The sequence below is a fragment of the Streptomyces sp. NPDC059788 genome (assembly GCF_042732265.1).
GTDB lineage: Bacteria > Actinomycetota > Actinomycetes > Streptomycetales > Streptomycetaceae > Streptomyces.
Genome location: NZ_JBHWHY010000005.1, coordinates 204,792 through 222,852 on the forward strand (window position 1 = coordinate 204,792; position 18,061 = coordinate 222,852).

Here is an 18,061-nt window from a genome sequence, read left to right on the forward strand (position 1 = left end):
TTCGCCGACCCCCTGAATCCCCGTTCGTGGGGGTTCCTTCGCATCCAACCATGCCCATCTCCGAGGCCGCTCATTACCCATCGGTTCCATGACCTTGCGCAGGCCTTTGGGTGGATCTGGGCACGGGCGCCGGGGCCGGGCACACCGGGCCCGGGTGGCTCGTCCGGGGGACCGCCGTACGGCGTCGCGTCGCCCTTGCGCGACGGCCGGACCGGTGCGGAACCAGCGAGCCGTCGCACGGAACCACATCGCCAACCCGGCCACCTCATAGGCCGGATGGGCTCCCGGGGGATGGCGGACACCACCGGAACGGACAGCGAGACGGACAGCAACGGCGAGGCACCGTAAGGGAGTTGGAGCCTCTCACCGAACCGGCCCGGCGGAAACGAAGGCACGCCGGGGCACGGAAGGGCTCATCGACGGATCGGGCGGGGCGACCGGCCCCGCCTCTCACCCCTTGGGGTGATACGGCGCCCCACTCGGGGTGATATGGCGCCTTATATCAGGGTGATACGGCGCCTTATTCGGCTCGCGCGGTCTCTCCACGCGCGTCGAGCGTGGTGTCCGGGCCGGGCCCGGGCGCCTGCTCGGGGGCCTTGGCGGCCGCGGCGGCGCGGGCCGCCGCCTGCTCCTGCTTCGCCTGTTCGAGGACGCTCTGCTCGGGCACCGCCTCGCCCGCGCGGATCAGGTCGATCCGGCCCATGACCTTGGACCGCAGGTCGACCGGTACGTCGTCATGGCCGCAGCAGCGCTTGACGAGCTTCTTGACGGCCTGCTCCAGCCCGTACTTCTCCAGGCAGGGCGAGCATTCGTCGAAGTGCTCCTGGAACTTCTCGCACTCACCGGCCGGCATCTCACGGTCGAGATACTCGTACAGATGGTCGAGGACCTCTGAGCAGTCCTTCTCGTGCGGGTCTCCGCAGCTCATGATCCCGAGCCTTTCCGATCGTGCGGCTGCGACGCCTGCGCGGTCGCGGCGCCTGCCCCGGCGGGGACCAGCCCACGCTCGCGGGCGTAATCCTCCAACATGCCACGCAGTTGGCGCCGGCCGCGGTGCAGACGGGACATCACCGTGCCGATGGGTGTACCCATGATGTCGGCGATCTCCTTGTACGCAAAGCCCTCGACGTCCGCGAGATAGACCGCGATACGGAATTCCTCCGGAATGGCCTGAAGGGCCGCCTTCACGTCGGAGTCGGGCAGGTGGTCCAGCGCCTGGGACTCGGCGGAACGCAGGCCCGTGGACATGTGCGACTCGGCGCGCGCCAGCTGCCAGTCCTCGATCTCCTCGGCGGCACTGCGCTGGGGCTCGCGCTGCTTCTTGCGGTAGGAGTTGATGAAGGTGTTCGTGAGGATGCGGTACAGCCACGCCTTGAGGTTCGTTCCCTCACGGAACTGGTGGAAGGACGCATACGCCTTCGCATACGTCTCCTGAACCAGGTCCTCCGCATCGGCCGGGTTGCGCGTCATGCGCAGCGCGGCCGAATACATCTGGTCCAGGAAGGTGAGCGCGTCCCGCTCGAAGCGCGCGTTGCGCTCGGCGTCCGTCTCCCGCTTCCCGTTGCCAGCGTGTTCCTCTGCCGTGCCGTCGGTCCCTGCGTCGGTACCGGTGACCGGACCCACCTCCTCCAACACCGTGACGGATCCGGTCGCGGACCCGCTCGATTCGGAGAATAGACGACGATCCGGTACCGCCGCCGCTCCAGCCAGGGTGGCCTGGGCGCTCCGCAGCTGTGACCACTGCAGGTCAGCGGCCTGCGGGCGGGCTGGGCAAGCGATTCCCATGCGGCGGGCTCCCATTCTTCGAAGATTCCTTCAGCGTTCCTACAACCCGCACAACAGCCGCGCCCCGCACGTCATTCCCGCACCGCCGGGACCGGACGTGATCATGGTCACGGCGGGCCGCGGACGGACCGGGGCGGCCGATCGGAGCTTGACAAAATCGCTTGCCGGTTCGGCAATGAAGAGATGGACGACAAGGCGTACGAACGGGTGCTGACGGGCGTGGGGCCGCGGCTGCGGCGGCTGCGGCAGGACAGGGGGGTGACGCTCACCGCGCTCTCGGAGACGACGGGCATCTCGGTGAGCACCCTGTCCCGCCTCGAATCGGGCGGCCGCAAGGCGACGCTCGAACTGCTGCTGCCGCTCGCCCAGGCCCATCAGGTGCCGCTGGACGAGCTGGTCGGCGCGCCGGAGGTGGGCGATCCGCGGGTGCGCGCGGTGCCGCAGCGCAGGAATCACATGACGTTCGTGCCGCTGACCCGGCAGCCCGGCGGACTCCAGGCGTACAAGATGGTCATCGAACCGGTGCCGGGGCCGCCCGAACAGCGCACCCACGAGGGCTACGAGTGGCTGTACGTGCTCTCCGGGCGGCTGCGGCTGCTGCTCGCGGACCGGGACGTGACGCTGCGGTCCGGCGAGGCCGCGGAGTTCGACACCCGGCTGCCGCACTGGTTCGGCCCGGCGGGCAGCGAACCGGTGGAGCTCCTGAGCCTCTTCGGACGGCAGGGCGAGCGGATGCACGTACGCGCCCGGCCGCGCGACAAGGGGGACGGCGACTGAGGGGCGTGCGGCGGGGGTGCGGGCCGGGGCGTGGGCGGGCGCGTACGGGCGAGGTCGCGAGTAGGCACGTACGGGCGAGGCGGACGGAGGGACGAGGCAGGCGGGCGGGAGCGGCCGGTCAGGCGAAGAGGCCGGTCAGCCACTCCCCCACCGCGTCCGTGATCACGGCCATCGCCGCCGGCTCGTCGAGATCCGCCTTCTTCGGTACGGCGAAACCGTGGTCCCCGTACGGCACCTCGACGACGCGGGTCCCCGCCGGGAACTCCGACGGCCGCCCGAACGGGTCCCGGCCGCCCTGCACCACCAGCGTCGGCAGCCCGGCCTCGGTCAGCTCGTCCACCCGCGATTTCTCCGGCTTGCCCGGCGGGTGCAGCGGGAAGCTCAGCGCCAGTACGCCGTGCGCGCCCAGGCCGCGCGCCGTGCGGCAGGCGACCCGCGCCCCCGCGCTGCGTCCGCCCGCGACGACCGGCAGCCCCGGCTTCTCCAGCGCCGGCCACAGCGCGGTCCAGGCGGCGTCCAGGGTCTTGGGAGCCGGTGCCAGTTTCTTGCCGGCGACCCGCCACGGCTGCTCGACGAGCGCGACGCTGTAGCCGCGCGCGGGCAGCTCCGCCGCCAGCGCGCGCAGGTCCCGCGCCTCGATGCCGCCGCCCGCGCCGTGGCTCACGGCGAGGACGGCCCGCGCGTCCTTCGCCCGGTGCCAGGTGATGCGCGCCTCACCCACAGGGGTCTCAACTGTTTCGCTCACACCCTCATCCTGCCGTCCCGCCTTCCCGGAGCGGCCCCGGGGCGCGCGCCCCCGCGTCCGGGCCTCAGAACAGCGTGCCCGCCTCCGGCGCCGCCAGTTCCTTGACCAGCTCCGGGCCGTTGTTGCGGACGTTGCTCACCTCGGACGGGACGGGGTACGCGCGCATCAGCCCGGCGGGCGGCGGCGCGAGCAGCGGCAGCAGGTCGTCCACGTCCGTACGGGCCGGGTCCAGCCAGGCGTCCCACTTGTCGGGCGTCATCACCAGCGGCATCCGCGGGTGGATGTCGGCGAGTGTCCGCGGCCCCTCGCCGCCGTCCGCGTTCGCCAGCGGGGTGGTCTCGGCCTCGGTGGTGACGATGGTGCAGGTCGCCCACCAGGCCTGCGGGTGGTCGTCGGGCAGGGTGCGGTCGCGCCAGAACTCGTACAGCCCGGCCAGCGCCATGATCTGGCCGTCCGCCGGGGTGACGAAGTACGGCTGCTTGCGGGGGCGCTTCTTCCTCCCCTGCTCCTCCAGCTGCCGTTCGGCCGCCGCCGTGACCCACTCGTAGTAGCCGTCGCCGGGCAGCAGGCAGCGGCGGGCCGCGAACGGCCGCCGGAACGACGGCTTCTCGTGCACCGTCTCCGCCCGAGCGTTGATCATCTTCACTCCGACATCGGGCGATTTCGCCCAGGACGGGACCAGTCCCCAGGTCAGTCTGCGCAACTGGCGAACCGGACGGCGGTCTTCCGCGTCTTTCAAGGGACGTTCGAGCACCGCGTGGACGTGCTTCGTCGGGGCGATGTTCCAGTCGGGCGCCAGAGTCTCCTCCGGTTCCCACTTCTCGACCTCGAAGAGCCCCGCCAGATCCTCGGGGCTGCGACTCGCTGCATACCGTCCGCACATGTATGCCACAGTGCCACGCCGGACCAAGGGGAGAGATGGACACCGGTCATATCACCGACGTATGGGACAGGGTTTTCGGCATCCAGCCCGACCCGCCGCCCTGGCTCGTCATCGTCACCGCGGTGCTCGCCCTCGGCGCCATCGCCCCGTACCGCGCCTGGCGGCTGTCCCGCAACGCCATCACCATCGCCCACGAGGGCGGGCACGGGCTCGTCGCCCTGCTCAGCGGGCGCCGGCTGTCCGGCATCCGGCTGCACTCGGACACCTCTGGCCTGACCGTCTCGCGCGGCAAGCCGACCGGCCTCGGCATGATCCTCACCGCCGCCGCCGGATACATCACCCCGTCCCTGCTGGGACTCCTCGGCGCCTGGCTGCTGGCGTCCGGGCACATCACCGCGCTGCTGTGGGGCGCCACCGTGCTGCTCGCGGCGATGCTGCTGATGATCCGCAACGCGTACGGCGTGCTGACCGTGGTGCTGGCGGGCGCCGCCTTCTTCCTCATCTCCTGGCTGACCACCCCCGACGTACAGGCGGCGTTCGCGTACGCGGTCGTGTGGTTCCTGCTGCTGGGCGGGGTGCGGCCGCCCTTCGAGCTTCAGGGCAAGCGGCGCCGGGGCCGGGCCGGGGACTCCGACCCCGACCAGCTGGCCCGGCTCACCCGCGTACCGGCGGCCGTCTGGCTGGGACTCTTCCACCTCGTGACGCTGTGCTCGCTGGCCGGCGGCGGACGCTGGCTGCTGGACCTCTGAGCCGGTACGGGCCCGCGCCGGGTGTCCGTTTCGTATCGGTACGACCGCGCACCGACGTCCGTCCCGGGCCCGTACCGGCTGCGCGCCGGCCCCCTCCGGGCACGCCCCGGAGCGTGACGCCGGGAGCGCGGCCCCGGACAGTGACCCTCCCTGCACTATCAGTGCCGTGTTTCCTGCAGGTTGCGCCACTTTTGATCAAGATCTGCACCCCGGCCCAGCCATTAAAGTGAGGGACATGACCGAGAGCCCCGTGCATCCCGCCCTCTGGCCCGCCCCCGTCGCTGCCGGAGCGGTCGACGCCACCGTCACCGTGCCCGGCTCCAAATCGGTCACCAATCGTGGCCTCGTCCTCGCCGCCCTGTCCTCCGAACCCGGCTGGCTGCGCCGTCCGCTGCGCTCCCGCGACACCCTGCTGATGGCCGAGGCGCTGCGCACGATGGGCGTCGGCATCGAGGAGACCGCCCCCTCCAACGCCGCCTCGGCGGCCGGCGCGGACGGCGGCGGAGGCGAGGCGTGGCGGGTGATCCCGGCCGGACTGCTCGGCCCGGCCACCGTCGACGTCGGCAACGCCGGTACGGTCATGCGCTTCCTGCCCCCGGTCGCGGCCCTCGCCGACGGCCCCATCCGCTTCGACGGCGACCCCCGCTCCTACGAGCGCCCGCTCGACGGCGTCATCAACGCGCTGCGCTCGCTCGGCGCCCGTATCGACGACGACGGGCGGGGCGCGCTGCCCATGACGGTCCACGGCGGGGGCGCCCTGGAGGGCGGGGCCGTACGGATCGACGCCTCGTCCTCGTCCCAGTTCGTGAGCGCGCTGCTGCTGTCCGCGCCGCGCTTCAACCAGGGCGTCGAGGTCCGGCACGTCGGCTCGGCGCTGCCCTCGATGCCGCACATCCGGATGACCGTCGACATGCTGCGCAGCGTCGGCGCGCAGGTGGACACCCCCGAGGCGGGCGGCGAGCCGAACGTCTGGCGGGTCACCCCCGGCGCCCTGCTGGGCCGCGATCTGATCGTCGAGCCGGACCTGTCGAACGCGCAGCCGTTCCTGGCGGCGGCCCTGGTCACCGGCGGCCGGGTCACCATTCCGGACTGGCCCGAGCGCACCACCCAGCCCGGTGACGCGCTGCGCGAGATCTTCACCGCCATGGGCGGTTCCTGCGAGCTGACCGAGCGCGGCCTGACCTTCACCGGCACCGGCCGCATCCACGGCATCGACGTCGACCTGAGCGAGGTCGGCGAGCTGACCCCGGGCATCGCCGCGGTCGCGGCCCTCGCGGACTCCCCCTCCACCCTGCGCGGCGTCGCCCACCTGCGCCTCCACGAGACCGACCGGCTGGCGGCGCTCACCAAGGAGATCAACGAGCTGGGCGGCGACGTCACGGAGACCGAGGACGGCCTGCACATCCGGCCGCGCGCGCTGCACGGCGGCATCTTCCACACGTACGAGGACCACCGGCTGGCCACCGCCGCCGCGATCATCGGCCTGGCCGTCCCGGGCGTCCAGGTCGAGAACGTGGCGACGACCGCCAAGACGCTCCCCGACTTCCCCGCCCTGTGGGCCGGCATGCTGGGCGAGGCCGCGACCCCCGCCCGGAGAGGCTGAGGCTCCTTCGACCATGCGCCGCTACGGCAAGAACCCCGACGAGGACGACATCCGGGTCCGTCCCAACCGCAAGGGCAATCGCCCCCGTACGAACATCCGGCCCAAGCACGAGGACGCCAGCGAGGGCCTGGTCCTGACCGTCGACCGCGGCCGGATCACCTGCCTCATCGAGGACCGTACGGTCATCGCGATGAAGGCCCGCGAACTGGGCCGCAAGTCCGCCGTCGTCGGCGACCGGGTCGCGGTCGTCGGCGACCTGACCGGCGCCAAGGACACCCTCGCGCGGATCGTCCGGGTCGAGCCGCGCACCTCGACCCTGCGCCGTACGGCGGACGACGACGACCCGTTCGAGCGGGTGGTCGTCGCCAACGCCGACCAGCTCGCGATCGTCACCGCCCTCGCCGACCCGGAACCGCGGCCGCGCCTGATCGACCGCTGCCTGGTCGCCGCGTACGACGCGGGCCTGGACCCGCTGCTGGTCCTGACCAAGTCCGATCTGGCGTCCGCCGGCCCGCTCCTGGAGTCGTACGGCACGCTCGGCGTCCCCTATGTCGTCACCAACCGCGACGAACTCACCGACGGCACCGCCGCCGACCGGGTACGCGAACGGCTGCACGGGCACATGACCGCCTTCGTCGGGCACTCCGGCGTCGGCAAGACCACGCTCGTCAACGCGCTGGTGCCGGACCGCAAACGGGCCACCGGCCACGTCAACGCGGTCACCGGCCGCGGCCGGCACACCACGACCTCCGCCCTGGCCCTGCCGCTGCCCGACGACTCGGGCTGGGTCATCGACACCCCGGGCGTCCGCTCCTTCGGCCTGCACCACGTCGACCCGGCCCGGGTCGTCCTGGCCTTCCCCGACCTGGTCCCCGGCACCGCCGACTGCCCGCGCGCGTGCAGCCACGACGAGCCGGACTGCGCCCTGGACCAGTGGGTCGCCGACGGCCACGCGGACCCGGCACGGCTGTACTCCCTACGCCGTCTGCTGGCCACCCGGGAGCGACGCGAAGGGGACTGATCGCTCAAGTTTGCTGCCGCCCGCCCGAGGTAAATGCATAATCACACCAAGGCTGGCGAAGCGGTCACGGACCGTACGGAGGCAATGGACATGGCGTGGCTGCTCGTCGTGGTGGCAGGGCTCCTGGAGACGGGGTTCGCGGTCTGCCTCAAGCTCTCGCACGGCTTCACCCGGCTCTGGCCCACCGTCGCCTTCGCCTGCTTCGCCCTCGGCAGCTTCGGTCTGCTGACGCTCTCCCTGAAGAAGCTGGACGTGGGTCCGGCCTACGCGGTGTGGACCGGCATCGGCGCCGCCGGTACCGCCATCTACGGCATGGTCTTCCTCGGCGACCTCACCTCCGTACTCAAGATCGTCTCCATCTCCTTCGTCGTCATCGGCGTCATCGGCCTCCAGCTTTCGGGCTCGGCGCACTGACGGAGCGGCAGCGGTGCGGCCGGGGCCGCGCCGGACGGCCCGGGGCGGTCAGGCGCGGTGCACGGCGTGGGCGAAGGCCCGGTGGAGCTGGCGGGTCAGGTCCTCCGGTTCGGCGGGGGCCACGACGTACGAGAGGGTGAGGCGGGCCGCCGTCGCGCAGGCGGTGCCCAGCTCGGGAAGGTCCTCCTTGGGCCAGTCGGCCTCCAGCGCGGCCACCGCGCAGTCGCAGAAGCGGATCACCAGATCGGTCGGCCCCGGTGGCGGCCCGTCGGAGCGCGGGCCGGTATGCGCGCCCCCGGCACCGGTGTGCGCCCCTCGCTGCCCCGGCACGCCGCCCGCCGGTGTCGGCAGGCGCTCGCTCCAGCAGCCCGTCAGCGCCGCCCGTACCAGCGGATTGGTCCGCGCGGCCCGTACGGTCCAGGCTGCCGCCGCCACGACCCGGGCCTCCACGTCACCGCCCGCCGCCCGCGGTCCGGGGCCGGGTTCCGCCAGGGCCCGGGTCACCCCGGCGATATAGCCCTCTGTCTCCCGCCGCACCAGGGCCCTGGCCAGGCCTTCTTTGCTGCCGAACTCGTTGTAGAGAGTCTGCCGGGACACCCCGGCCTCGGCCGCGACATCGACCATCCGGACGCCCGCCCACGGCCTGGCCGCGAGCGCCGCGTAGGCGGCGTCCAGCAAGGATTCACGCGCTGTAGGCATCGTCGCCTCCCAGGCCGCCGGCCCAGATGGCCGGTGTGCCGCACAGAATTGACTTGCCGCCAGGGGCTGTCAAGGGTCCGTACGCGCCGGGCAACCGTGGTCATGTGGCTCGTGCCGGATACCAATCGATACTGTTCGCTCATGCCCGACTATCACGATGACCTTCGCCTCGGCCACGTCCTGGCGGACGCCGCCGACGCCGCGACCATGGAGCGGTTCAAGGCACTCGACCTCAAGGTCGAGACCAAACCGGACATGACCCCGGTGAGCGAGGCCGACACGGCGGCCGAGGAACTGATCCGTGGTCATCTGCAGCGCGCCCGCCCGCGCGACGCCGTCCTGGGCGAGGAGTTCGGCAGCGAGGGCTCGGGCCCGCGCCGCTGGATCATCGACCCCATCGACGGCACCAAGAACTATGTGCGGGGGGTGCCGGTCTGGGCCACGCTCATCGCCCTGATGGAGCGCGGCGAGGGCGGTGACCGCCCGGTGGTCGGCGTCGTCTCGGCGCCCGCGATCAACCGGCGCTGGTGGGCGGCGGAGGGCCTCGGCGCGTACACGGGCCGCAGCCTGACCTCCGCCAGCCGGCTCCAGACCTCGCGGGTGGGCCGCATCCAGGACGCGTCGTTCGCCTACTCCTCCCTGACCGGCTGGGAGGAGCAGGGCCGGCTGCCCGGCTTCCTCGAACTGTCCCGGGACTGCTGGCGCACCCGCGGCTACGGTGACTTCTGGCCGTACATGATGGTCGCCGAGGGCTCGGTGGACATCTGCGCGGAGCCGGAGCTGTCGCTGTGGGACATGGCGGCCTGCGCCGTCGTCGTACAGGAGGCGGGCGGCCGGTTCACCGGCCTGGACGGCGTGCCGGGCCCGCACAGCGGGAACGCCGCGGCCTCCAACGGCCTGCTGCACGAGGAGCTGCTCAACTACCTCGGTGACGGGCGGCGCTGAGGCACCGCCCGGTTCGTACTCGTACACGAACCGGCACTCGGAGGCGCGGGAACGGCAATCATCCGCTCCGCGCCCCTTGTTGCACCCCCGGGACGCATGTGAACATGAGAACACCGGAGCTTGTGAACTTGTGAATCGATTCGCAAGGAGCACGCGCAAGCGACAAGGAGGTGGCTCCATTCCATGCCCATGTACGTGCGCAACGCCATGAGCACGGTGGTCCTCACCATCGGGCCCGCCCACACGCTGCGCCAGGCAGCCCATCTGATGGCCGCACGCCGGGTAGGCGCGGCCGTCGTCCTCGACACCGACACCAGCGGGCTCGGCATCCTCACCGAGCGCGACATCCTGAACTCCCTCGGCGCGGGAGAGGACCCGGACCAGGAGACCGCGCAGGCCCACACCACTTCGGACGTGGTCTTCGCGGCGCCCGGGTGGACGCTCGACGAGGCCGCCGCCGCCATGGTGCACGGCGGCTTCCGTCACCTCATCGTGCTCGACGACCTGGAGCCGGTGGGCATCGTCTCGGTCCGCGACATCATCCGGTGCCGCGCCGCGGCCCCGGAGCGGCGCGAGGAGCGGGTCAGCCCCGTACCTGCGTGACGGCCGGCGTCCGGGAGTGACGGCGCCCGGGGCGCCGGGGCACACCCCCGTGGCCACCGGCGCGCACGCACGCGAAGAGGCCGGAGCCCACTGGCGTCCGGCCTCTTCGGTGTTACGGCAAGGGAGGGGTCAGCCGCGCAGGGCCTGGACCGCGGCCTCCAGCCGCTTGCCGTAGTCGGGGTCCGCCTTGCGGAAGTTCTCGATCGCGCGCTGGGCGATGTCGTCGCGCGAGACCTTGGAGATGAAGCCCGCCAGGTTGTCGATCAGGCGCTCCTTCTCCTCTTCCGTCATCAGGCGGTACAGGTTGCCGGCCTGCACGAAGTCGTTGTCCTCGGCGTGCGAGGGCGCCTCGCTCTGGCCGGTCTGCCCGCTCACCGCGACCGGCTGCCACAGCGGGCGGTCGGTCTGCACCGGGCCGCCGAAGCTGTTCGGCTCGTAGTTCTTCGCGCCGCCGTGGCGGCCGTCGTAGAGGTAGCCGTCGCGGCTGTGCGAGCGGGACTCGGTGGCGTGCGGGCGGTTGACCGGCAGGTGGTCGGCGTTGATGCCGACGCGGTAGCGGTGGGCGTCGGCGTACGCGAACAGGCGGCCCTGGAGCATCTTGTCGGGCGAGGGGCCGATGCCCGGCACGAAGTGGTGCGGGGAGAAGATCGACTGCTCGACCTCGGCGAAGACGTTCTCCGGGTTGCGGTTGAGCTCCAGCTTGCCGATCTCGATCGGCGGGTAGTCCGCGTGCGGCCAGACCTTGGTCAGGTCGAACGGGTTGAAGCGGTACGTCGCGGCGTCGGCGGCCGGCATGATCTGCACCTGGACGGTCCAGCTCGGGAAGTCGCCGCGCTCGATCGCCTCGCGCAGGTCGCGCTGGTGGCTGTCCGCGTCCGCACCGGCGAGCCCGGCGGCCTCGGCCGCGGTGAGGTTCTTGATGCCCTGGTCGGTCTTGAAGTGGTACTTGACCCAGAAGACCTCGCCGGCCTCGTTGTTCCACTGGTAGGTGTGCGAGCCGAAGCCGTCCATGTGGCGGTAGGACGCCGGGATGCCGCGGTCGCCGAACAGCCAGGTCACCTGGTGGGTGGACTCGGGCGACAGGCCCCAGAAGTCCCAGACGTTGTCCGCCTCCTGCGAGCCGGTGTACGGGTCGCGCTTCTGGGTGTGGATGAAGTCGGGGAACTTGATGGCGTCCTTGATGAAGAACACCGGGGTGTTGTTGCCGACGAGGTCGTAGTTGCCCTCTTCGGTGTAGAACTTCAGGGCGAAGCCGCGCGGGTCGCGGACCGCGTCGGCGGAGCCGAGGTTGCCGGCGACCGTGGAGAACCGCAGGAAGGTCTCGGTCTGCTTGCCGACCTCGGAGAGGAAGCCCGCGCGGGTGTAGCGCGACAGGTCGGCGGTGACCGTGAACGTGCCGTACGCGCCGGCGCCGCGGGCGTGCACCACGCGCTCCGGGATGCGCTCGCGGTTGAAGTGCGCGAGCTTCTCGATCAGGAGCTGGTCCTGGATGAGTCCGGGGCCGCCGACGCCGGCCGTCTCGCTGTTCTGGTTGTCCGCGACCGGAGCCCCGGCCTCCGTGGTCAGCGGTCCGGTGCTGCTCTGTACCGACACGTGCGCCTCCTGAGTCATGAACCTGCCCTTGGCTTGCGCCGCAACCGATCCTACATTGGACAATGTCTAAGTCAAGAAGAACCCGAAACTCGTACCGAATCCGGTGATGGACGAGCACTGCTACTCTGGGCCTTATCTGACTGATAGGTGATTGGCATGAGTGACCTGCTGGAACGACTCCGGGACCGCGGCTGGCGGCTGACCGCGCAGCGACGCGTCGTCGCGGAGGTCCTCAACGGGGACCACGTCCACTACACCGCTGACGAGGTGCACGCGAAGGCGACCGAGCGGCTGCCGGAGATCTCGCGCGCGACCGTCTACAACACGCTGGGCGAGCTGGTCTCGCTCGGTGAGGTGCTGGAGGTCAGCACGGACGGCCGCGCCAAGCGGTACGACCCGAACGCCCACCACGACCACCAGCACCTGGTGTGCTCGCGGTGCGGGACGATAAGGGACGTGCACCTGGACAGCGACCCGCTCGCCGCCCTGCCGGTGCCGGAACGCTTCGGCTTCCAGGTCTCCGAGGTGTCGGTGACGTACCGGGGCATCTGCCCGAACTGTCACTCCCACAGCTGACCACCGGCACCGGCCGCACGAAGAGCCCGCCCCGACCGGCGCGGGCTCTTCGGCGTGCGCGCACTCCTTGATCGCGTACGCATACGACGAAGGCCCGGAACCTCATGGTTCCGGGCCTTCGTCTTTCAGTAGCGGGGACAGGATTTGAACCTGCGACCTCTGGGTTATGAGCCCAGCGAGCTACCGAGCTGCTCCACCCCGCGCCGTTGTGCGTCTACTCTAACCTCACGCCGCCGACCAGCGCAAATCACTTTCCGTTGCCCTGGGGCCAGCGGCATCGGCCCGACTTCCGCAGGGTCTCCGCGGGGCCGCCGCCAGGCTTCCCCCCTGGCCCCGTCCGGCCTCCCCTTGGCCTCTGCCCGGCGTCCGGCCGTCCGCCGGACCTTGGCGTGCGAGGCGCCCCGCGTCGCCCCGCACGCCACGCCCTACGCGCTCAGCTCCTCCTGGAGCGCCTCGCGCAGCCGCGCCGCGCGCTCCGCCACCTCCGGCGGTCCCAGCTCGACCGCCCGCCGGCACCACTGGTGGCCCTCGGCGAGGGCGCCGCGCCGGGCGGCGAGCAGGGCCAGGCGCAGGGCGGCGCGCCCGTGCCCGTCCTCGGCCGCGCGGGTCCACCAGAGCGCGGCCTCGGGCAGGCTGCCCTCGCGCGCCAGGAGCAGGCCGAGGTTGAAGGCGCCGTTGCGGCTGCCCGCCTCGGCCGCCGCGCGGTACCAGCGCGCGGCCTCGACCACATCGCCCCGCGCCGCCGCGAACATGCCAACCCGGACCTGGGCGCGGCGGTGCCCCTGCCGGGCGGCGTGCTCGTACCAGCGGGTGCACTCGTCGTCCTGCCGCCGCTCGACCGCGCCGCCGTCGCGGCGGTCCAGCAGGTCGGCGAGGCGGAACGCCGCCTCGGCGCTGCCGCCCTTCGCCGCGCGGCGCAGGTTCCGCTCGGCGGCCTCCGTGTCACCGTCGCGCAGTTGGACGATGGCGACCTGGAGCGCGGCCTCCGTGTGCCCGGCCGCCGCGGCGCGCTCGTACCACTCGCGCGCCATCCGCTCCGCGCCGCGCTCCGCGTACAGGATGCCGAGGTTGAACGCGGCGTCCACGCTGCCCGCCTCGGCGGCCTTGGAGAACCACGGCTCGGCGCCGGCCGAGTCGCCGCGCTGGAGCAGCATGATGGCGAGCGCGTTGGCCGCCTCGCGGTGCCCCGCGTAGGCGGCGCGGCGGTACCACTGCTCGCCGCGGCCCTCGCGGCCCTGCTCGGCGCAGAGCAGGCCGATGTTGTACGCGCCGTTGACGTCGCCCGCGTCCAGCGCGGCGCGGTACCAGCGCTCGGCGGTCTGCGTCTCCCCGCGGTCGGCGTGCAGCGCGCCCAGCGCGTTGGCGGCGTTGCCGTCACCGTCCTGGGCGGCGCGGCGCCACCACTCGGCCGCGCTCTCCTCGTCGCCCGCGTCGCGCAGCAGGAAGCCCAGGGCGCAGGCGGCCCGCGCCTCGCCGCCCTTGGCGGCGGTCAGGTACCAGCGGCCGGCCTCCTGGGTGTCGCCGCGCTCCTCCAGGAGCGTGCCGAGGTGCAGGGCGGCGCGGCGGTGCCCGCGGGCCGCGGCCTGGCGGTACCACTGCTCGGCCTCGGCCTCCCCGGTGGCGTCGCCGCCGCCCACGGACTTCGCGCGGTCGTCCAGCAGGCGGGCGAGGCGGTACGCGGCTTCGCGGTGCCCGCGCTCGGCGGCGGCCCGGAACCAGCGCTCGGCGCCCACGTCGCCGCGGTGCTCCAGAAGGTCGGCGAGGGCGTACGCGCCCAGGCAGTGGCCCGACTCGGCGGACTGGCGCAGCCAGTACTCGGCGGCGGGCTCGTCGCCGCGCTCGCGGTAGAAGCGGCCGAGCGCGTGGGCCGCCGCCGCGGACCCGGCCACGGCCGCGACGCGCCACCAGCCGGCCGCCTCGTCGGCGTAACCGCGCTGGTGCAGCAGGACGCCCAGGTTGTTGGCGGCCGCGCGGTCGCCCGCCGCGGTGGCGGAGCGCAGGTACGGTTCGGCGCTGTCCAGGTCGCCGCGGCGCAGCAGCAGCGCGCCCAGCACGCTCATGGCGCCGGTGTCGCCGGCGTCGGCGGCCCGGCGGTGGCCGGCTTCGGTCACGGCTTCGGACGCCTCGGCGGCGGCGTCGGCCTCGATCACGTCCAGCGGCATGTCGGCATCACGCTGGTCCGGAAGTACGGTGTCCCGTCCGTCCGGTGTCCCGGATTCGCGCCCGTCGTCGGGCGCGTGCACAAACCGGCCTGTCTCCAACAACCTTGCCTTGTCCCCCATGAGGGCCATCGTCGCACCACCCGCAACCCGCGTACACCTGGTATACCGCAGCCAGTGAGGTCACTACAGCGTTTTGTCGACTTCCCGATACAGAGACATGCCAAACTCCGTTCCACCCACTTCCGTTCACCTCTGGAAAAGGCGCGCCCGTCCGGGCGTGTCGCCCCCACACATGACGAAGGCCCGGAACCTCATGGTTCCGGGCCTTCGTCTTTCAGTAGCGGGGACAGGATTTGAACCTGCGACCTCTGGGTTATGAGCCCAGCGAGCTACCGAGCTGCTCCACCCCGCGCCGTTGTGTATCCAAGGTACCACGGCACGGAGGTGGCGGTGCCCGGCCCGCGAGGGGCCGGGCCGCGGGGTCAGCTGCCGCCGGTGCCGCCGTTCTTGCCGGCGTCACCCTTCTGCGCGGACTTCTTCTCCGCCTCGGCCGCCCGGTCCAGGGCCGCCTTCAGCTTCTTCTGCGCCTCGCCGTAACCGGCCCAGTCGCCTTCCTTGCGGGACTTCTCGCCCTCCTCGTACGCCTTCACGGCGTCGTCGAGGGCCTGCTGGACCGTCTGGTCGGCCGGCGGCTGCTTGCCCGTGTCGCCGTCGCCCGAGGGCGGCTGCTCCGTACCGGAGCCCGGCGGCTTCTTGCCGAAGACGACGTCGAGCGCCTCGGCCAGGTTGTTGCCCAGGACGGGGTCGTTCTCGCCGTAGCTGACCAGCACCTTCTTCAGCAGCGGGTAGTTGGTGCCCGCGCCGCGCAGGTAGACCGGTTCGACGTACAGCAGACCGCCGTTCATCGGGACCGTGAGGAGGTTGCCGTACTCGATCTCGGAGTCGCCGAGTTTCTTCAGGATGTTCAGCTCGTTGGCGATCTTCGGATCGGAGTTGAACTTCGACTGGACCTGCTGCGGACCCGGCACCGGTGTCTGCGACGGCAGTTTCAGCACTCTGATCTTGCCGTAGTCACCGCTGGTGGCATTGGCGTCCACCGCCATGAACGCGCCCAGGTTGTCCCGCTTGTTGGGCGTGAACGTCGTGGTCAGCGCGAAGGTCTGGGCCTTCTGGTCGGGCATCTTCAGGCTCTGGTAGTACGGCGGCACCGAGTTGCCCGACTTGTTCGTCGGGTCGTTCGGGACCTGCCAGCGCTCGCTGCCCGTGTAGAAGGTGTTCGGGTCGGTGACGTGATACGTCGTCAGCAGCTGACGCTGCACCTTGAAGAGATCCTGCGGGTAGCGCATGTGCTCCATCAGGTCCTTGCTGATGGAACTCTTCTTCTCGACCGTCCCGGGGAACGACTTCATCCAGGTCTTCAGGACCGGGTCCTTGGTGTCCCACTGATAGAGCTTGACCGAACCGTCATAGGCGTCGACCGTGGCCTTGACCGAGTTGCGGATGTAGTTGACCTGGTTCTGCTGGGCGACGACCGCCCGCTGACCGTCGGTGAGCGAGTCGGCGGTGGTGTCACCGAGTGTGGTGCGCGAGGCGTACGGATAGCCGTTGCTCGTCGTGTAGGCGTCGACGATCCACTGGATGCGCCCGCCGACGACCGCGGGGTAGGCGTCGCCGTCGATGGTCAGCCAGGGGGCGACCGCCTCCACGCGCTCCTTGGGCGTGCGGTTGTACAGAATCCGCGAACCCTCGCCGATGGCACCCGAGTAGAGGATCTGCGGCTCGCCGAACGCGACCGCGTAGGCGGCGCGGTTGATCGGATTGGCGAGGTTCACTCCGCTCTTGCCCGTATAGCTGTAGCTCTTCTCGCCGCTCTTGTCAGAGGAGTAGTCCAGCTCCTTCTGCGGCCCGCCCACGATCGAGTACTGCGTGGTCTTCTCGCCGTAGTACACGCGCTGCTCGTACGGGCCGAACTGGCCCTTCGAGGGCAGCTCGCTCTCGGTGTAGGCGGGCTCACCGCCCTCGGCGAACGTGGTGCCCTTGGCGGCCACCGCGCCGTACCCGTGGGTGTACTTGAAGTGGTCGTTGATCCAGTTCCGCTCGGAGACGCCGTTGAGGTTCAGCTCGCGCAGACCGATGACGGTGTCCTGGTCCTTGCCGTCCTTGTCCTTGTAGCGGTCGACGTCGAGAGTGGACGGGAACTGGTAGTAGCTGCGGACCTGCTGGCGCTGCTGGAAGGCCGGTGAGACCACGTTCGGGTCGAGCAGACGCACGCTGGCGGTGGTGTCGGCGGCGTCCCGCAGCTTCTGCCGGTCCGTGTCGTCCTTCGGCTTGTAGTTGCCGTCATAGCCCTGCACGTCGACACCGTTGATGTCGTATGCGTCGCGGGTCGCCTTGATGTTCTGCTTGATGTACGGCGCTTCCTTGGCCTGCTCGTTCGGCTGGACCTGGAACTTCTGCACGATGGCCGGGTACAGGCCGCCGATGAGGACCGCCGAGAGCACCATCAGGCCGAAGCCGATGACCGGCAGCTGCCAGGTGCGCCGCCACAGCGTCGCGAAGAAGAGCACCGCGCAGATCGCCGCGATGAAGAAGAGGATCGTCTTCGCGGGCAGATAGGCGTTGGCGTCCACATAGCGCAGGCCCGTCCAGCCGTCGGCGGACTTCAGCCCGCTGGACTTGACCGCCAGGCCGTACCGGTCGAGCCAGTACGCGATCGCCTTGAGCGACACGAAGATGCCCAGCACCACCGACAGGTGGCCGGTGGCGGCGGCCGTCGCGCGCGAGCCGGGGCTCGTGACGCGCAGTCCGCCGTACAGGTAGTGCGTCAGGGCCGCGGCGATCAGGCACAGCACCGCGCAGGCGAAGCCGAAGCTGAGCAGGAAGCGGTACCAGGGCAGGTCGAAGGCGTAGAACGAGACGTCCTTGCCGAACTGCGGGTCCTTCTGGCCGAACGGAACCCCGTTCACCCACTGGAGCCACGTACGCCACTGGCCGGAGGCCGACGCGCCGGCGATCAGGCCCACCACCGCGGTGACCGCGATCAGCGCCCACTTCTTGTACGGCGCGATGCCCATCCGATAGCGGTCCAGGCTCTGCTGCTCCATGGACATCGCGCTCAGCGGCGGCCGCAGGCGGTGCGCCAGCCAGATGTTGACACCGACCGCGGCGGCCATCAGGACACCGAAGGCGAAGAACAGTCCGATCTTGGTCCACAGGGTCGTGGTGAAGACCGAGGAGTACTTGACCGACCGGAACCAGAGCCAGTCGGTCCAGAACCCGGAGAACATGACGAAGAGCATGGCCAGGACGGCCAGCACCCCCAGTGTCATGAACAGGGTCCGGACCCGCCGGGACGGTCGGCCGACTCTGATCCGTGGCCCTGTCGGGCCTCCGCCGCGGTCCGGCATCTGGAAAGCCAAGGTGCGCACCTCGAAGTTCGCTGTCGTGTTGAGCAGGCCCGGCGATAGTAGGACCCACTGTTGCAACTTACTAAGGCTTTACTCGGT

The 18,061-nt window shown here is 71.2% G+C and carries 16 protein-coding genes and 2 tRNA genes; 8 read left to right on the top strand and 10 right to left on the bottom strand.

The window, feature by feature from the left end:
* Positions 1–520 precede the first annotated feature (520 nt).
* The gene (rsrA, locus tag ACFV57_RS06610) at positions 521–928 is read right to left on the bottom strand and encodes a mycothiol system anti-sigma-R factor (protein ID WP_385226384.1); all 408 of its coding nucleotides are present in this window, start codon (positions 926–928) and stop codon (positions 521–523) included.
* Entirely contained in the window at positions 925–1,623 is a 699-nt protein-coding gene (locus ACFV57_RS06615; RefSeq protein ID WP_385226514.1) for a sigma-70 family RNA polymerase sigma factor, read from the bottom strand. The genes rsrA and ACFV57_RS06615 overlap by 4 nt, the downstream gene beginning before the upstream one ends.
* A gap of 345 nt (positions 1,624–1,968) precedes the next feature.
* Between ACFV57_RS06615 and ACFV57_RS06620 the strand changes: the two genes are divergently transcribed.
* Positions 1,969–2,562 (top strand): helix-turn-helix domain-containing protein, encoded by a 594-nt coding sequence (locus ACFV57_RS06620; RefSeq protein ID WP_385226386.1) that lies wholly within the window; start codon positions 1,969–1,971, stop codon positions 2,560–2,562.
* A 118-nt stretch (positions 2,563–2,680) separates the two neighbouring features.
* On the opposite strand, the gene ACFV57_RS06625 is transcribed toward ACFV57_RS06620, so the two are convergent.
* Both ACFV57_RS06625 and ACFV57_RS06630 read right to left on the bottom strand, forming a co-directional pair.
* The gene (locus ACFV57_RS06625; RefSeq protein ID WP_385226388.1) at positions 2,681–3,307 is read right to left on the bottom strand and encodes an alpha/beta family hydrolase; all 627 of its coding nucleotides are present in this window, start codon (positions 3,305–3,307) and stop codon (positions 2,681–2,683) included.
* A 64-nt stretch (positions 3,308–3,371) separates the two neighbouring features.
* Positions 3,372–4,190, bottom strand: a complete 819-nt coding sequence (locus ACFV57_RS06630; RefSeq protein ID WP_385226390.1) for an SOS response-associated peptidase — start codon at positions 4,188–4,190, stop codon at positions 3,372–3,374.
* Between the two features lie 35 nt (positions 4,191–4,225).
* On the opposite strand from ACFV57_RS06630, the gene ACFV57_RS06635 reads away from it, so the two are divergent.
* The 4 genes from ACFV57_RS06635 (at position 4,226) to ACFV57_RS06650 (ending at position 7,977) form a co-directional block, all read left to right on the top strand.
* Positions 4,226–4,939 carry a M50 family metallopeptidase gene (locus ACFV57_RS06635; protein ID WP_385226392.1) on the top strand — a complete coding sequence of 238 codons (714 nt, stop codon included), beginning with the start codon at positions 4,226–4,228 and terminating at the stop codon, positions 4,937–4,939.
* 235 nt (positions 4,940–5,174) lie between these two features.
* Positions 5,175–6,542, top strand: a complete 1,368-nt coding sequence (gene aroA, locus ACFV57_RS06640) for a 3-phosphoshikimate 1-carboxyvinyltransferase (RefSeq protein WP_385226394.1) — start codon at positions 5,175–5,177, stop codon at positions 6,540–6,542.
* A 13-nt stretch (positions 6,543–6,555) separates the two neighbouring features.
* Complete coding sequence (gene rsgA / locus ACFV57_RS06645) at positions 6,556–7,563, top strand: ribosome small subunit-dependent GTPase A (RefSeq protein WP_385226396.1); 1,008 nt, start codon at positions 6,556–6,558, stop codon at positions 7,561–7,563.
* Positions 7,564–7,653: 90 nt separating this feature from the next.
* Entirely contained in the window at positions 7,654–7,977 is a 324-nt protein-coding gene (locus ACFV57_RS06650) for a DMT family transporter (protein WP_385226398.1), read from the top strand.
* Positions 7,978–8,025: 48 nt separating this feature from the next.
* Here the strand turns inward: ACFV57_RS06650 and ACFV57_RS06655 are convergent, their stop codons facing one another.
* A complete protein-coding gene (locus tag ACFV57_RS06655) occupies positions 8,026–8,676 on the bottom strand; it encodes a TetR/AcrR family transcriptional regulator (RefSeq protein WP_385226400.1) in 651 nt (216 codons plus the stop codon).
* A gap of 141 nt (positions 8,677–8,817) precedes the next feature.
* Between ACFV57_RS06655 and hisN the strand changes: the two genes are divergently transcribed.
* A complete protein-coding gene (hisN, locus tag ACFV57_RS06660) occupies positions 8,818–9,621 on the top strand; it encodes a histidinol-phosphatase (protein ID WP_385226402.1) in 804 nt (267 codons plus the stop codon).
* 189 nt (positions 9,622–9,810) lie between these two features.
* Positions 9,811–10,224: a cyclic nucleotide-binding/CBS domain-containing protein gene (locus ACFV57_RS06665; protein ID WP_385226516.1), complete on the top strand. Its 414-nt coding sequence runs from the start codon at positions 9,811–9,813 to the stop codon at positions 10,222–10,224.
* Between the two features lie 129 nt (positions 10,225–10,353).
* Here the strand turns inward: ACFV57_RS06665 and ACFV57_RS06670 are convergent, their stop codons facing one another.
* Complete coding sequence (locus tag ACFV57_RS06670) at positions 10,354–11,835, bottom strand: catalase (protein WP_385226403.1); 1,482 nt, start codon at positions 11,833–11,835, stop codon at positions 10,354–10,356.
* Between the two features lie 138 nt (positions 11,836–11,973).
* Between ACFV57_RS06670 and ACFV57_RS06675 the strand changes: the two genes are divergently transcribed.
* Positions 11,974–12,393: a Fur family transcriptional regulator gene (locus ACFV57_RS06675; RefSeq protein ID WP_385226404.1), complete on the top strand. Its 420-nt coding sequence runs from the start codon at positions 11,974–11,976 to the stop codon at positions 12,391–12,393.
* Positions 12,394–12,522: 129 nt separating this feature from the next.
* Here ACFV57_RS06675 and ACFV57_RS06680 read toward each other — a convergent pair.
* From ACFV57_RS06680 to ACFV57_RS06695, 4 genes are all read right to left on the bottom strand, one after another.
* A tRNA-Met gene (locus tag ACFV57_RS06680) sits at positions 12,523–12,596 on the bottom strand.
* A 222-nt stretch (positions 12,597–12,818) separates the two neighbouring features.
* Positions 12,819–14,684 (bottom strand): tetratricopeptide repeat protein, encoded by a 1,866-nt coding sequence (locus ACFV57_RS06685; protein ID WP_385226405.1) that lies wholly within the window; start codon positions 14,682–14,684, stop codon positions 12,819–12,821.
* Positions 14,685–14,893: 209 nt separating this feature from the next.
* Positions 14,894–14,967, bottom strand: a tRNA-Met gene (locus tag ACFV57_RS06690).
* Positions 14,968–15,037: 70 nt separating this feature from the next.
* On the bottom strand, positions 15,038–17,962 hold the full coding sequence (locus ACFV57_RS06695; protein ID WP_385226518.1) for a UPF0182 family protein: 2,925 nt from the start codon (positions 17,960–17,962) through the stop codon (positions 15,038–15,040).
* Positions 17,963–18,061: the final 99 nt, after the last annotated feature.